This is a genomic window from Bradyrhizobium sp. RDM12, assembly GCF_051917485.1.
In the GTDB taxonomy this organism is placed as follows: Bacteria; Pseudomonadota; Alphaproteobacteria; order Rhizobiales; family Xanthobacteraceae; genus Bradyrhizobium.
Window position 1 is genome coordinate 481,524 of record NZ_CM133064.1, and the last position, 15,496, is coordinate 497,019.

General features: G+C 63.9%; 12 protein-coding genes, 1 pseudogene and 1 CRISPR repeat array. Of the genes and pseudogenes, 12 read left to right on the top strand and 1 reads right to left on the bottom strand.

Annotation, left to right across the window (positions count from 1 at the left end):
• Positions 1-28: 28 nt before the first annotated feature.
• The 3 genes and pseudogenes from ACTGJ9_RS02360 (at position 29) to ACTGJ9_RS02370 (ending at position 2,147) form a co-directional block, all read left to right on the top strand.
• Positions 29-598 (top strand): isochorismatase family protein, encoded by a 570-nt coding sequence (locus ACTGJ9_RS02360; RefSeq protein ID WP_456675755.1) that lies wholly within the window; start codon positions 29-31, stop codon positions 596-598.
• Positions 595-924: a hypothetical protein gene (locus ACTGJ9_RS02365; RefSeq protein ID WP_456675756.1), complete on the top strand. Its 330-nt coding sequence runs from the start codon at positions 595-597 to the stop codon at positions 922-924. Before ACTGJ9_RS02360 ends, ACTGJ9_RS02365 begins: the two co-directional genes overlap by 4 nt.
• Positions 921-2,147: pseudogene (locus ACTGJ9_RS02370) on the top strand (MFS transporter). The gene ACTGJ9_RS02365 and the pseudogene ACTGJ9_RS02370 overlap by 4 nt, the downstream one beginning before the upstream one ends.
• Before the next feature lie 9 nt (positions 2,148-2,156).
• On the opposite strand, the gene ACTGJ9_RS02375 reads toward ACTGJ9_RS02370, so the two are convergent.
• Positions 2,157-3,041: a dihydrodipicolinate synthase family protein gene (locus ACTGJ9_RS02375; RefSeq protein WP_456675757.1), complete on the bottom strand. Its 885-nt coding sequence runs from the start codon at positions 3,039-3,041 to the stop codon at positions 2,157-2,159.
• Between the two features lie 177 nt (positions 3,042-3,218).
• On the opposite strand from ACTGJ9_RS02375, the gene ACTGJ9_RS02380 reads away from it, so the two are divergent.
• The 9 genes from ACTGJ9_RS02380 (at position 3,219) to tnpB (ending at position 15,445) form a co-directional block, all read left to right on the top strand.
• The gene (locus ACTGJ9_RS02380; protein ID WP_456675758.1) at positions 3,219-4,631 is read left to right on the top strand and encodes an FAD-binding oxidoreductase; all 1,413 of its coding nucleotides are present in this window, start codon (positions 3,219-3,221) and stop codon (positions 4,629-4,631) included.
• Positions 4,632-4,639: 8 nt separating this feature from the next.
• The gene (locus ACTGJ9_RS02385; RefSeq protein WP_456675759.1) at positions 4,640-5,305 is read left to right on the top strand and encodes a GntR family transcriptional regulator; all 666 of its coding nucleotides are present in this window, start codon (positions 4,640-4,642) and stop codon (positions 5,303-5,305) included.
• A 392-nt stretch (positions 5,306-5,697) separates the two neighbouring features.
• Positions 5,698-7,719 (top strand): YgiQ family radical SAM protein, encoded by a 2,022-nt coding sequence (locus ACTGJ9_RS02390; protein WP_456675760.1) that lies wholly within the window; start codon positions 5,698-5,700, stop codon positions 7,717-7,719.
• A gap of 572 nt (positions 7,720-8,291) precedes the next feature.
• Positions 8,292-11,840, top strand: coding sequence for a type II CRISPR RNA-guided endonuclease Cas9 (gene cas9 / locus ACTGJ9_RS02395; protein WP_456675761.1), 3,549 nt, complete (start codon positions 8,292-8,294; stop codon positions 11,838-11,840).
• Between the two features lie 10 nt (positions 11,841-11,850).
• Positions 11,851-12,546 carry a type II CRISPR-associated endonuclease Cas1 gene (cas1, locus tag ACTGJ9_RS02400; RefSeq protein WP_456675762.1) on the top strand — a complete coding sequence of 232 codons (696 nt, stop codon included), beginning with the start codon at positions 11,851-11,853 and terminating at the stop codon, positions 12,544-12,546.
• A complete protein-coding gene (locus tag ACTGJ9_RS02405) occupies positions 12,543-12,686 on the top strand; it encodes a hypothetical protein (protein ID WP_456675763.1) in 144 nt (47 codons plus the stop codon). Before cas1 ends, ACTGJ9_RS02405 begins: the two co-directional genes overlap by 4 nt.
• A gap of 2 nt (positions 12,687-12,688) precedes the next feature.
• Complete coding sequence (cas2, locus tag ACTGJ9_RS02410) at positions 12,689-13,045, top strand: CRISPR-associated endonuclease Cas2 (protein WP_456675764.1); 357 nt, start codon at positions 12,689-12,691, stop codon at positions 13,043-13,045.
• Between the two features lie 73 nt (positions 13,046-13,118).
• Positions 13,119-14,604: a CRISPR direct-repeat array (repeat unit 36 nt; unit sequence AGTTTAGCGGACTGGTGATTGAGGGCCAACCGCAAC).
• Positions 14,605-14,837: 233 nt separating this feature from the next.
• On the top strand, positions 14,838-15,095 hold the full coding sequence (locus ACTGJ9_RS02415; protein ID WP_456675765.1) for a hypothetical protein: 258 nt from the start codon (positions 14,838-14,840) through the stop codon (positions 15,093-15,095).
• The gene (gene tnpB / locus ACTGJ9_RS02420; protein ID WP_456675766.1) at positions 15,092-15,445 is read left to right on the top strand and encodes an IS66 family insertion sequence element accessory protein TnpB; all 354 of its coding nucleotides are present in this window, start codon (positions 15,092-15,094) and stop codon (positions 15,443-15,445) included. Before ACTGJ9_RS02415 ends, tnpB begins: the two co-directional genes overlap by 4 nt.
• The last annotated feature ends 51 nt before the right edge of the window (positions 15,446-15,496 follow it).

A 15,496-nucleotide genomic window follows, 5' to 3' on the forward strand; every position in this document is an offset into this window, starting at 1 on the left:
CACGCCACGCTGCCGGAAGGACATGATCATGGCTCTCACGATGCTAGACCCGATCACCGCGCTCATCATCGTCGACCTGCAACGCGGCATCGTCGATCTCCCTTCCGTTCATGCCATGGACGACGTCGTGCCGCACGCCAGCGCGCTTGCCGCGGCATTTCGGCGGCATCGCCTGCCGGTTGTGCTGGTCAATGTCGTTGGCGTCGCACCGGGCCGTACCGAGCGGCCGCGTCCTGGCGGCCCGTTCCCCGACGGATGGACCGATCTCGTTCCCGAGCTGGATCGACAGCCCGACGATATCGCCGTGGCCAAGCGGACATGGGGTGCATTTGCCAGCACCGATCTCGAGAGCCAGTTGCGGCAGCGCGGCGTCACGCAGGTCGTCATCGCCGGCGTCGCCACCGGCACCGGTGTCGAGTCCACAGCGCGCCAGGCTTACGAAGCGGGCTTCCACGTCACCCTTGCCACCGACGCCATGACCGATCCGCGTTCCGAGGCTCACGACTACAGCATCGCCAACGTTTTTCCGCGGCTCGGCGAGAGCGGCTCGACGCAGGCAATCATCGATCTATTGGCAACACGGAGCGCGCAGGCATGAACTGGCTTCATCTGGTCTCCTATTTCTTTGGGGGCGCGTTTCTGGCGAACGCCATTCCGCATCTCGTCAGCGGCCTGCGCGGAGAGCCGTTCCAGAGCCCGTTCGCGCAGCCGCGAGGAGAGGGGCTGTCCTCATCGACGGTCAACGTGCTCTGGGGTTTCCTCAATGTCGTTGTCGGATATTTCCTCGTCTGTCGTGTCGGGGAGTTCGCGCTGTTGGAAACGCGCGATGTCGCGGCACTCGGGCTCGGCGCGCTTCTCCTCAGCCTGTTTTGCGCGCGACACTTCGGCCGGTTCCATGGCGGCAACGCGCCGACGGGTTCGTGAGCGTGCTGGCGGCGGGCACGTTTCGCTCACTGCGGAACTACAATTATCGCGTCTGGGCAGCAGGCGCGCTGGTGTCTAACACCGGGACCTGGATGCAGCGCGCCGCCCAGGACTGGCTCGTTCTCACCGAGCTCACACGGCACAATGCATCCGCTGTGGGCACGGTGATGGCGCTCCAGTTCGGACCACAGCTTTTGCTGATGCCGTGGACAGGTTTTGCCGCCGATCATTTCAACCAGCGGCGGCTTCTGGTCGCAACCCAGGCGACGATGGGCATGTTGGCGCTGGTGCTCGGCCTTCTCACCGTCACCGGGAAGGTAGCGCTCTGGCATGTTTACGTGTTTGCCTTCTTGTTCGGCTGCGCCGCGGCGTTCGACGCCCCGGTGCGCCAGACCTTCGTGGCCGAGCTCGTCGGCGACGGCGAGCTCTCCAATGCGATCGCACTGAACTCGACGTCCTTCAACGCCGCGCGGATGGTCGGACCCGCGGTCGCAGGGATTATCATCGCCTCGATCGGCACCGGATGGGCCTTCCTGCTCAACGCCGCATCCTTCATGGCGGTGCTCGGCTCACTCGCCTTGCTCCGCACCTCGGAGCTTCGCCCCAATGCACGCGCCCACCGCACCAAGGGCGGCATGACCGAGGGCTTTCGCTACGTGTGGTCGCGCAGCGACCTCAGGGCGATCATGATCATGCTGTTCCTGATCGGCACGTTCGGGCTGAATTTTCCGATCTTCATTTCGACCATGGCGGTCAGCGTCTTCCACACCGATGCGCGCGGTTTTGGCCTTTTGTCATCGACGATGGCAGTCGGCACGATCTCGGGCGCGCTGCTGGCCGCAGGGCGCGCCCAGCCGCGGTTCGTCTCATTACTGCTGGGCGCTGCGGCTTTCGGGGCAGGATGCGCTGGCCGCGCTTGCACCCAGCTATTGGCTGTTTGCAAGCACGCTTGTCCTGATCGGGGTCGCGGCCCTGACGGTCACCAATACTTCAAACGCGATGATGCAGCTCTCGACTGAACCGCGGATGAGGGGCGCGTGATGGCGCTGCGCCTTGGCGTCGCGCTGGGTGGCACACCGATTGGCGCACCGATCGTCGGATGGGTGGCGGACAATCTGGGTCCGCGCTGGGCGCTGGGCGTAGGTGCGGCGGCAGGTTTCGCGGCCGCGCTGGTCGCGGCCCGCGCCATGTCGGCGCGCACCGCGGAGGTTCACCGCGAATGAAACGTGCGCTCAGGCGTTCGCGGGGCTGGTCAGTTCGTCCAGCTTCGCCTTGAGCGCGGTGCCGTCCGACAGCGCACGCAACGGCGGGCGCACGCGCAACCAGCCGGCGTCGCCGGTCTGTGCGGCGAGAATGGCCTTCAGCGTCGTCAGGAAGGATGGCGACTTCACCACGATATCGACCGCGGCCTGCATGCGGGCTTCGACATCCTTGCCGTCGATCATCGCCTTGACCAGTTCAGGCGCGATGTTGGCCATGCCGCAGATGGTGCCGGCGGCGCCGCCGGCGATCGCACGCGCGATGTCGGTTTCGTTGCCGACCGTAATGGCGAGTTCCGGCGCAGCAGCGCGGAATGCCTGGAACTGCTTGAAGTCGCCGCTGGAGTCCTTCAAGCCCGCGACCACCTTGCCGTAACGCTTGCGCAAATCCGCCGCGACCGCCGTCGGGATCGCGACGCCCGAGACCTGCGGAATATGATAGAGATAGGCGCGCAGACGATCGTCGGCGACACCATCGAAGATCGTCGCGAACGCATCCTCGATGCCTTCAGGCGTGACGCTGCGATCGAAGTAAGGCGGCAGATACAGCACGTGGCGCAGACCAAGGCCGAGCACGGCGCGCGTCAGTGAAATGCTGTCGCTGATGGCGGGGAAGCCGCCGCCGATGCCGATGCGCTCCGCCGGCACGCCGGCCTTGAGCACGGCTTCGATGGCTGCGATGCGTTCTGCGACATTGAACGAGGTACCCTCGCCGGTGGTGCCGAACAGCACGACGCCGTCGACGCCCTTGCCAAAGAGGTTTTTGGCATGAGCGGCAAGCTTGGCGGAGTCCACGCTGCCGTCCGTCGCGAGCGGCGTCGCCGACGCCACCCAGAACCCGCGAATTGCCTCCGTCATAGCACCACCCACTGTTGCAGCCCCCGAGTAAGCCCCGGATCTCGAATGATCCGAGACAACCTGTCGGGCTCTGTTTTTGCTTTACTTTTCGCGTTGTACCTTACATACAAGAAGGACGCAATCGTGTCTGCCGTCGCGGTGCGTACGAGGCGCAGCCAAATCTGGAGGAGGTCTCGCATGAATATGGTGACCCCCGTCGGACATCCCGAGCCATTGCTCGCCGCATTGCGTGACAAGCTCGGTGCCGCAGCCGTGCTGACCGGCGGCGACATGCCTGCGCGCAATTGCAACGACTGGAGCGCGAGCCTGCCGCAGATACCGCTCGCAGTGATCCGGCCGCTCGATGCGCAGGGCGTTGCCGATGCGATCATGACCTGCCGGCAGGCGCGCCTGCCCTTCGTGCCGCAGGGCGGCTTGACCGGGCTCTGCCGCGGGGCCGCGCCCGAAGCGGGCTGGGTCGCGATCTCGCTGGAGCGGATGACCGGAATCGAGGAGATCGATCGCGCCTCGATGACGATGACGGTGAAATCGGGCACGCCGCTCGATACGATCCAGAAGGCGGCCGACGAGGCCGGCTTCTTCTTTCCGCTCGATCTCGGCTCGCGCGGCTCTTGCGCGATCGGCGGCAATCTCTCGACCAATGCCGGCGGCAACCGCGTGATCCGCTACGGCATGACGCGCGAGCTGGTGCTCGGTCTCGAAGTCGTCCTGCCCGACGGCACCATCATCAGCAGCCTCAACAAGCTGATGAAGAACAATGCCGGCTACGATCTGAAGCATCTCTTCATCGGCTCGGAAGGCACGCTCGGGATCATCACTCGCGTGGTGCTGCGGCTGTTTCCGAAACCGCGCTCGACGATGGCAGCGCTCTGTGCATTGAAGGACTACGCCGCGGTGGTCGCGCTGCTCGATGCTGCACGCAGCGGGCTCGGCCCGCTGCTGTCGGCGTTCGAGGTGATGTGGCCGGACTATTGGGACGTGATCACGACGCGCGCTGGCGTCAGGCCGCCGGTCGCTGCCGGCCAAGGTCTCTATGTGCTGGTCGAGGCGCAGGGCACCGACGAGAGCGTCGATGCGCCGCGTTTCCAGGCCTGGCTCGAAGAGCTGATGGAGCGCGGGCGGCTCGCGGATGCCGCCGTGGCGCAATCGCTGGCGCAGACGCAGGCGTTCTGGCGCGTGCGCGACATCTGCGCCGAATTCGGCCAGGTGCTGGGCCCGCACATCTCCTACGACATCGGCCTTGCGGTGGCGCGAATGGACGAGTTCGCCACGCGCTGCAAGGCGGCCTTGGCTTCCGGCATCAAGGGCTGCGAGAGCGTCTATTACGGCCATGTCGGCGACGGCAACCTGCACCTCGTGTCCTGGGTCACGGGCCTTCCCGTCGAGCTGCAGCCGAAGGAGGAGATGGACACGATCATCTATGGTCTCGTGCGCGACATGGGCGGCAGCGTCTCCGCCGAGCACGGCATCGGCACGCTGAAGAAGAAATGGCTTGGGCACGCCCGCACCGAGGCCGAGATCGCCTTGATGCGGACGTTGAAGGCCGCGCTCGATCCCGATCATCTGCTCAATCCCGGCAAGGTCATCTGAGAGCATCCATGCGCTCGCTGAAGCTCGATGCGCCGAAATCGCTGTCGCAGCGGGTGATGCTGCGGCTGCGGCAGGCGATCATCGACGGCCAGTTTGCGCTCGGCGCCGCCATCTCCGAGGAGATGGTGGCAAATTCCTTCGGCGTCAGCCGTACCCCGGTGCGGGAGGCGATGGGCCAGTTGCAGGCGCAGGGGCTCGTCGTGATCCGGCCGCAGGTCGGCAGTTTTGTGTTCACGCCGAGCGCGGCGGACATTACCGCACTCTGCACCTTCCGCATCGCGCTCGAGCCCAAGGCCGCCGAGCTCGCCTTTCGCCACGACCGCGATGGCGCGATCGCGACCATGAACGATGCGATCGCGGCGATGGAGCCGGCGGTCGAGACCAGGGACAACATCGCCTATGGCCGCGCCGACGCCGCCTTTCACGAGGGCCTGTTCGCGCATTGCGGCAACCGCTACCTCGCCGAATCCTACCAGCTCGTCTCGGGCCGCGTCGCCGCGCTTCGCACCAACCTGACCTCGCCGATCGACGTGCGCACCCGCTCCTCGTTCGACGAGCATCGCAAGCTGCTCGATCTGTTCGCGCGCGGTGAGCACGCCTCCTTCGAAGCGACCATGACGACGCACATCACCAATTCGGGCGCGGTCTATGCCAAAGCGCTGAAGGTGGATTGAGCGGTCCTAGCGCGCGTCTTTCGATTCTGGTCGATCCAGAAAATCCAGCGCGGTGTTGATTTGTTCGAGCTGGTGCTCGATCTTGTCGCGGTCTTCGACCGACTGAGCCTTCTTGAGCTGGTCCACCAGCTTCTGCTTCCGCGACAGCAAGTTCTCGATGACAGTGCTCACAATTCCCCCATCGCCAGAGGCGACGTCACGAGCGCCAGGATGGTGAGGGCGCGCGCGACCCGGGCCCGCGTTGAACCCTCAGTCAGAATGCTCACGGCAGCGGTTGGTTCCTGCGATGGCCCCGATCTGCGCCCGTCCCGCGGAACTTCGGCCTGCCCGCGTCGCGACGTGGCGCAGCAATCGGTTGTATTCAAGGGCCCGGAGTCCTATGCCTGTGCGCCATGGACACCCAGATCATCACCGCCGAAAAGCCCCTGATGGCCGAGGCGCGTCCGCGCCCGCCGGCGCCGTTCCTCCCCATGAGCCGCGCCGAGATGGACGCGCTCGGCTGGGATGCGTGCGACATCGTGCTGGTGACGGGCGATGCCTATGTCGACCATCCGAGCTTTGGCATGGCCATCATCGGCCGGCTGCTGGAGGCGCAGGGATTCCGCGTCGGCATCATCGCGCAGCCGGACTGGCATTCGGCCGAGCCGTTCAAGGCGCTCGGCAAGCCGAAGGTGTTCTTCGGCGTCACCGGCGGCAACATGGATTCCATGGTGAACCGCTACACCGCGGATCGCCGCCTGCGCAGCGACGACGCCTATACCGCCGGCGGCGAAGGCGGCAAGCGGCCGGATCGCTGCACCATCGTCTACGCGCAGCGCTGCCGCGAGGCATTCAAGGACGTGCCGGTCGTGCTCGGCGGCATCGAGGCCTCGCTGCGCCGGATCGCGCATTACGATTACTGGTCCGACAAGGTGCGCCGCTCGGTGCTGGCCGACGCCAAGGCCGACCTGCTGCTCTACGGCAACGCCGAGCGCGCCGTCGTCGAAGTCGCGAACCGTCTCGCCGCCGGCGAAGCGCCGCGCGAGCTCGACGACATCAGGGGCGTCGCGCTGTTCCGCCGAGTCCCTGAGGACTACGCCGAACTGCACGCCGACGATCTCGATTCCGCCGACGAGGGCGCCACGCGCCAGAAGGGCGCGACCGTGATCCGGCTGCCGGGGCTGGAGCAGGTCGAGCAGGACAAGGAAGCCTATGCGCGCGCCTCGCGCGTGCTGCATCGTGAGAGCAATCCCGGCAATGCGCGGCCGCTGGTGCAGCGGCACGGCGACCGCGACCTCTGGCTCAACCCGCCGCCGATCCCGCTGACCTCCGAAGAGATGGACGCGGTCTACGACCTGCCTTATGCGCGCGCGCCGCATCCGTCCTACGGTGATGCAAAGATCCCCGCCTGGGACATGATCAAGTTCTCGGTGACGATCATGCGCGGCTGCTTCGGCGGCTGCACCTTCTGCTCGATCACCGAGCACGAGGGCCGCATCATCCAGAACCGCTCCGAGGGTTCGATCCTGCGCGAGATCGAAAAGATCCGCGACAAGACGCCGGGCTTCACCGGCGTCATCTCCGACATCGGCGGCCCCACCGCCAACATGTACCGGATGGCGTGCAAGGACCCGAAGGTCGAGGCGGCGTGCCGCAGGCCGTCCTGCGTCTTCCCGGAGATCTGCCCGAACCTCAACACCTCGCATGACGACCTGATCCGGCTCTATCGCAAGGTGCGCGAGACCAAGGGCATCAAGAAGGTGATGGTCGCATCGGGCGTGCGCTACGATCTCGCGGTCGAAAGCCCCGAATACATCAAGGAGCTCGTCACCCATCACGTCGGCGGCTACCTCAAGATCGCGCCCGAGCATACCGAGCGCGGCCCGCTCGACAAGATGATGAAGCCGGGCATCGGCGCCTACGACAAGTTCAAGCGGATGTTCGACGCGGCGGCCGAGCAGGCCGGCAAGAAATATTACCTGATCCCGTATTTCATCGCGGCGCACCCGGGCACGACCGACGAGGACATGATGAACCTCGCGCTCTGGCTCAGGAAGAACCGCTACCGCGCCGATCAGGTGCAGACCTTCCTGCCCTCGCCGATGGCGACCGCCACCGCGATGTACCACACCGGCGTCAATCCCCTGCGCGGCGTGCGCCACGGCGGCAGCGACAAGGTCGAAGCAATCAAGGGGCTTCGTCAACGAAGGCTGCACAAGGCCTTCCTGCGCTACCACGACCCGGATAATTGGCCGGTGCTCCGCGAGGCGCTGAAGGAAATGGGCCGCGCCGACCTGATCGGCTCGCGTCCCGACCAGCTCGTGCCCGCGCACCAGCCCCCAGGCACCGGCAAGGCCGCCGGCACACGACGCCCGGTGCGCCCCGGCAGCAAGACGCAGAAGTTCACGACCAAGGGCCTGCGGGTGATGAAGTAGCGGGAACGCCTGCAAAGCTGGCAACGCGTCCCACCGACAAATATCTAAAAACGACCCCATGCACAGTAGCGGGGATAGCGAAATCAAAGGCTTAAAGCGCAACGAAATCGCGATGAATCGTCATCGCGCTTGAGCTTGCTGTTTGAGCATAATTATTCCGAAAAACCGCAAAGCGCTTGACCCGTCGGGCAAAACAGGAGCAGGATGGCATCATCGGCACGTGAGACGGAGCGAGCCCCTCCCGCTCATCAGATCGATATTCTCAAGCTTCTCGCCGCGTCCAGCGCAGGCTGTCCGGCGCGCTGCAGGATGCGCGGATCATGCCCGGAAACAATATTCGGACTAGGTCGTCCCACGATCCGTGGACAAGTTCGTCGGCATAGCCGCGCCGCACATGGAAGGGGCACCCCGCAGGGTGCCCCATTTTGTGCTTAAGCTTGTTAACGGGAGGCCCTCAATCACCAGTCCGCTAAAACTGACGAAGCTTGCGAAAACGGCTCTTGCACCTTGGGATTGTGCAATGTTCAGATAGGTCCGTCAAGCAACAAAAGCCCACGGTTCGGAGACCATCGATGGCGGAGCAAACGAACCAGAGGCCCTATCGTTTGGGGCTGGACCTTGGCTCGAATTCTGTCGGCTGGTTCGTCACATATCTGGAAAAGCGCGGTGACCGCTACGAACCATCGGCGCTCGGCCCGGGCGGCGTGCGCATTTTTCCCGACGGCCGCGATCCCCAGAGCAAGATGTCGAATGCGGTGGATCGCCGCATGGCACGCGGCGCGCGCAAGCGCCGGGATCGCTTCGTGCAGCGGCGCAAAGAGCTGATCGCAGCCCTCATCCGTCACGGCCTGATGCCCGGCGACGAGCCGGTCCGCAGACAGCTCGAAACACTCGATCCCTACGGGCTCAGAAAAGCCGGGCTGACCGATGCGCTGCCGGCGCACCATGTCGGTCGCGCGCTGTTTCACCTCAACCAGCGCCGCGGCTTCCAGTCGAACCGGAAGACCGACGCCAAGGACAGCGAAGGCGGCGCCATCAAGCAGGCGGCGTCGAAGCTCGCAGCGGCCATCGAAGACAGCGGCGCAAAGACGCTCGGCGGATTCCTGGCGGATCGGCATCTGGCGGCCGACCATGCCGGACGTCAGGCGGCGATCCGCGCCGAACTGGCGCGGCTCGGCAAAGGCCACCTCACCGGCAACGCCCGGAAGAAAGCCTGGGCCAAGGCACGCAAGCGCCTGTTTGGCGACGAGGTTCTGCCGCCAGGGGACGCACCGGAGGGCGTGCGCGCCCGTGCCACCATCACCGGCACGAAAGCCAGCTACGATTTCTATCCAACGCGCGCGATGCTCCAGGCCGAATTTGACGCGATCTGGACCGCGCAGGCGCCGCATCACCCCTCGATGACGGACACCGCAAAGGAAGAGATTTTCAACCTCATCTTCTTCCAGCGCCCGCTGAAGCCAGCGATCGTCGGCAAATGCACGCTCGATCCGGCAACGCGGCCTTTCAAGGAGGATCCGGACGGCTATCGCGCGCCGTGGTGGCACCCCCTCGCCCAGCGTTTCCGCATTGTGCAGGAGGCGCGCAATCTGGAGATCCGCGAGACCGGGAAGGGTGCACGAAAGCTCACCAAGGAACAGGGCGACCGCGTCATCGCCGCGCTGCTGGGAGACAGAGAGGTCTCCTTCGACAAGATGCTCGCGCTGCTGCAATTGCCGGGCGAAGCGAAATTCAATCTGGAATCCGACCGGCGCACTGGGCTGGACGTCGACGAGACCGCCGTACGGCTCTCCGACCGCAAGGGCTTCAACAAGGCGTGGCGCGGTTTCACGCCGGAGCGGCAGATCGAGATCGTCACGCGGCTGGCCGAGACTGAAGACGAGGACGAACTGATTGCCTGGCTCGAACGGGAATGCGGTCTGGACGGCGCGGCGGCTGCGCGCGTCGCCAATACGACACTGCCGGACGGACACGCCCGGCTTGGCCTGCGCGCCATCGGCAAAATCCTGCCTATCATGCAGAACGAATTCGAAAAGGACGGCATATCGGGCGCCGGCTACCACGTTGCAGCAGAGCGCGCCGGCTACGACCACGCGAAGCTTCCGACCGGCGAACAACTCGACACCCTTCCCTATTACGGCAAATGGCTGTCGGACGCGGTCATCGGCAGCGGCGACGCTCGCGACAAGAACGAAAAGCAATTCGGCCAATTTCCCAACCCCACGGTACATATCGGGCTCAACCAGTTGCGCAGGCTGGTCAACGACCTGATCCACGCATACGGACCGCCGACCGAAATCTGCGTCGAGTTCACCCGCGCACTGAAGCTGTCGGAGCAGCAGAAATCGGAGACGCAGCGCGAGCAGCGCAAAAACCAGGTCAGGAACAGGGAACGCGCTGCCAGGCTCGCGGAGCACGGACTTCCGGCCAATCCGCGCAATCTGCTGAAGATGCGCTTGTGGGAAGAACTCGCCTACGACATCGTGGACCGCAAATGCGTGTATACCGGCGAGCAGATCGGCATCGAACGGCTACTGTCGGACGAAGTCGACATCGACCACATCCTGCCGGTGGCGATGACGCTGGATGACAGCGCCGCCAACAAGATCATCTGCATGCGCTACGCCAACCGGCACAAGCGCAAGCAGACGCCCGCCGAGGCGTTCGGCTCGAGCCCGACACTGCAAGGCCGCCGTTACAATTGGGACGACATCGCCGCGCGGGCGGCGAATCTGCCGCGCAACAAGCGCTGGCGGTTCGATGCCAACGCGCGCGAGGAGTTCGACAAGCGCGGTGGCTTCCTGGCGCGGCAGCTCAACGAAACCGGCTGGCTGGCGCGTCTCGCCAGGCAATATCTCGGCGCGATCACCGATCCCAACCGGATCTGGGTCGTACCCGGCCGCTTGACCAGCATGCTGCGCGGCAAATGGGGTCTCAACTCGCTGCTGCCCGACCACAATTATGCAGGCGTGCACGACAAGTCCGAGGAATTTCTTGCCGCCACCGATGACATGGAATTCACCGGCGTAAAGAACCGCGCCGACCACCGCCATCACGCCATCGACGGCCTCGTCGTCGCTTTGACCGACCGCTCGCTGCTGTGGAAGATGGCGAACGCTTATGACGAGGAGCGCGAGAAGTTCGTGATCGAGCCGGCCTGGCCGACCATGCGCGACGACCTCAAGGCGGCGCTGGACAGGATGGTGGTCTCGCACAGGTCCGACCACGGCATCGAAGGGCAGCTCCACGAGGACACTGCTTACGGCGTTGCCGACGACGAAGACGGCAACCTGGTCTATCGAAAGCCGGTCGAAAACCTCAGCGACAACGAGATCGACCGCATCCGCGACCGCAGGCTGCGGAGCACTGTTCGCGCGCATGTCGATGCCGAGAAGAAGAACGGCATCGTGCTGGCGGATGCCTTGCGAAAGCTCAAGGACGCGACCGCGGATCCGCACTTCAAGCACGGACTGCGCCACGTGCGCATTCTCAAGAAGGAGAACCCGGCCTATCTGGTGCCGATCAACGACCGACGTACCGGCAAGTCCTACAAGGCTTACAGTGCTGGGGAGAATTTCTGCGTCGAGGTGTTCGAGACCGCGGACGGCAAGTGGGACGGCGAAGCGATCCGCCGCTTCGACGCCAACAAGCGCAATGCCGGCGACAGGATCTCGCATCAGCCGCAATGGCGCACGGCGGACAGCGGAGCGAAGCCGGTGATGCGCATACACAAGGGCGACCTGATCCGGGTCGACCATGACGGCCGCACCCGCATCATGGTGGTGCATCGCCTCGATGCCGCCGCGGGGCGCTTCAAACTCGCCGACCACAACGAGACCGGCAATCTCGACAAGCGACACGCTGCCGACAACGAGATCGACCCGTTTCGCTGGCTGATGGCTTCTTACGGGACGCTGAAGAAGCTCGGTGCCGTCCCGTTCGGGTTGATCCGCTCGGCCGGGTGTGGCGGATCAGTCAGGGTTAACCACAGATTAACACACGCGTTGCCTGCCTCATGCGATCGCCTCATAGTGCGCCCTGTCGCGTCAATGCATGGGACCGCAGGCGATGGTCAGGCGTGTGGTGGAAATCGCATCGGACGGGCGGCACCTAGCGGTTGATCGCGGGTTCATGACCGTCTCCGACAGGGACAGCGAACTCGGCCGCATTCCGCTCGACGATCTCGCCGCCGTCGTCGCCAATGCCCACGGTCTCACCTACTCGAACAACCTCCTGGTGACGCTGGCGGCGCGCGGCGTCCCGGTGGTGCTGTGTGGGCCGCATCATCGGCCTGCCGCCGTGATCTGGCCCGTTGACGGCCATCACGCACAGTCCGGCCGCATGAACGATCAGGCCAATGCCTCCGCGCCGCTGAAAAAGCGGCTATGGCAACAGATTGTGCAGGCCAAGATCCTGGCGCAGGGCGCGACGCTGGCGGCGGTGGGCGGGGAATCGGGTGGCTTCCTGCTGCTGTCGCGTAAAGTCCGCGCCGGCGATCCCGGCAACGTCGAGGCGGAAGCTGCGCGGCGCTATTGGCCGCTGCTGTTCGGCTCCGGCTTCCGCCGCGACCAGGACGGCGACGGGCTCAACGGTCTCCTCAATTACGGCTATGCCGTGCTGCGCGCCGCCACCGCGCGCGCCGTCATGGCAGCCGGCCTGCATCCGAGCCTTGGCCTGATGCACTCCAACCGCGGCAACGCCATGGTGCTTGTGGACGATCTGATGGAGCCGTTCCGGCCCATCGTCGACCGCGAGGTCCACCGGCTCCGCGGCGAGAAGATCGTCGAAGTCACCAGCGAGGCCAAGGAGCCCTGGCCCGCGTCATGATCGTCGACTTGCCGACCGCCGACGGCGTCAGCCCGCTGATGACCTGCCTCGAACGGCTCAGCAGTTCTCTCTCCAAAGCCTATTCCGGCGAGACCGACCGTCTCGCTCTGCCCAAACCGGGCCTGCCGCTCGGCTTCTGACCATGGCAGGCAACGAGAACGGCCCTCCTCCAGCCCTGTCAGGTTACCGGATCATGTGGCTCGCAGTGCTGTTCGATCTTCCGGTCGGGACCAAGAAGGAGCGCAAGGCTGCCACCCGCTTTCGGAAGAAGCTGCTCGATCTGGGCTTTGAGATGAGCCAGTTCTCGGTGTACTTTCGCTTTTGTGCCGGCAAAGAACAGGCGGATGCCTATGAGCGCAAGATCGAACTGGCGATGCCGTCGTCCGGAAAAATCCACATTCTGGCGATTACCGACAAGCAATACGAGAACATCCGCACCTACCGTGGTCGAAAACGCGAACAGAGCCCGCAGAATCCGAATCAGTTCGCGCTTTTCTAGCCCGATCGCACCGATGACACGCGGTAGACAATCAAGAAAAAAGCCCTGTTTCCAAGGCCTTAGTTTGATAGCCAGTTTAGCGGACTGGTGATTGAGGGCCAACCGCAACAACAACTGGGCACTGCTTGCCCTCGCTCATAGTTTAGCGGACTGGTGATTGAGGGCCAACCGCAACTTCCTCGTTGATCTCCCGAACACGCCATGAAGTTTAGCGGACTGGTGATTGAGGGCCAACCGCAACTATGGCGACTACTTTAACACCTCGGCGCTAAGTTTAGCGGACTGGTGATTGAGGGCCAACCGCAACCGGATTGCGCCCTGACAGAACTTGCGAAGCAGTTTAGCGGACTGGTGATTGAGGGCCAACCGCAACTGCCCTCGTATCCTTCTGCTACAACGTGGGAGTTTAGCGGACTGGTGATTGAGGGCCAACCGCAACGAGATAGCCCAGCCGCCGCTCGCGGTGGAGAGTTTAGCGGACTGGTGATTGAGGGCCAACCGCAACGACGGCGAGATCGAACAGGTCCGCGGCGTCAGTTTAGCGGACTGGTGATTGAGGGCCAACCGCAACTGCCGAGCAGGCTTTGTGCTCTGTTAGCCTAGTTTAGCGGACTGGTGATTGAGGGCCAACCGCAACTTTACTGACGTTCAATATTGGCACGGTCGCAGTTTAGCGGACTGGTGATTGAGGGCCAACCGCAACCATACCGCGGTTCGGCGCATCGCGCTGCTGAGTTTAGCGGACTGGTGATTGAGGGCCAACCGCAACGTCTTTCGCCTTGAGGAGTTTCGCGGCCAAAGTTTAGCGGACTGGTGATTGAGGGCCAACCGCAACCCCCAACCCAAAGGAAATGAAATGGCCCATAGTTTAGCGGACTGGTGATTGAGGGCCAACCGCAACCAGCCCAGCCTCATCCCCGCTCCCCCTGAAGTTTAGCGGACTGGTGATTGAGGGCCAACCGCAACGACAATGGCAGCAAGGACAAAGCCCGAGCAGTTTAGCGGACTGGTGATTGAGGGCCAACCGCAACAACACAGATTGGCGGTCGCCGTCATTGCTCAGTTTAGCGGACTGGTGATTGAGGGCCAACCGCAACGCCAAGGTCGGGCTCGACACCAGCCGCAAAAGTTTAGCGGACTGGTGATTGAGGGCCAACCGCAACTGTCAGTGACATGGCGATGTTCAGATTGCGAGTTTAGCGGACTGGTGATTGAGGGCCAACCGCAACAGGACGCTCCCGACCCCGGTTTGCGGCTGGAGTTTAGCGGACTGGTGATTGAGGGCCAACCGCAACTAAGCGCGCTCATTGGCATTCTCCAGTATCAGTTTAGCGGACTGGTGATTGAGGGCCAACCGCAACAAAACCGCTGCTCTGATTGTCTGTGGTGTGAGTTTAGCGGACTGGTGATTGAGGGCCAACCGCAACCGGCTCGCTGATCATGCGCATGCGGCTGACAGTTTAGCGGACTGGTGATTGAGGGCCAACCGCAACCTTGACCGCCGCCGGTATGTCCATTGCTTTAGTTTAGCGGACTGGTGATTGAGGGTAAGCGCGAAGCCGATACCCTTGCTTCAGAATTCGAATGAACGTGCGAAGAAGCCTCCGGCTTGGACGGAGGTTTGGGATGGGATTGGACAGCAAAAAGGACGTCCATTTGGACGGCTCATCGGTAGGGCCGGTGAGCCGGCTGGAGGTCCTTGAAGGACCGTCGGGACGCCGCGTGCGTTCGGAGGCTGAGAGAGCTCGGATCGTCGCCGAGAGTCCTGCTACCCGGTGCCCAGGTCTCCGAGGTGGCGCGCAAGCACGGGGCGACGCGCTGGCAGATTTACGATTGGCGACGACGCTTTCGACAGCGAGGCCTGTTGGCGCCGTGCGAGGCGTCGCAGTCGACATTCGCGCCGCTGGTCGTGGAAAGCGCGTTGGAGGAGGGTCACGTTCCGGCGATCAAGCTTGAGATCGCGATCGGCGATGTCGTGCTGCGGACGGACACAGCAATAGATGGCGAGCAGCTGTCCCGGGTGATCCGCGCAGTGCGAGCGTCACGATGATCGCGGCCGGTGCCGATCTGAAGATTTACATCGCGACGCGGCCGATCGACTTCCGCTGTGGCCACGATGGACTTGCGGCGAAGGTGCAGGAGATGCTTGGCCTCGACCCGTTCAGCGGCGCAGCCTTCGTGTTCCGATCGAAACGAGCGGACCGGATCAAGATTTTGGTCTGGGATGGAACGGGCCTGGTGTTAGTTCATAAGCGCCTCGAAGGCTGCAAGTTCGTTTGGCCAACGATCGCAGACGGCGTGATGCGCATATCGCCAGCGATGTTCGCAGCCCTGTTCGAAGGGCTGGATTGGAGGTTAGTCCGCCCGAAAGAAGCGCGGCGTCCCCAGGCGGCTGGATAACTGCGGCAGATTGACTCGGGAGCTATTTTGAACGTGGCAGGCGCGGTGGCG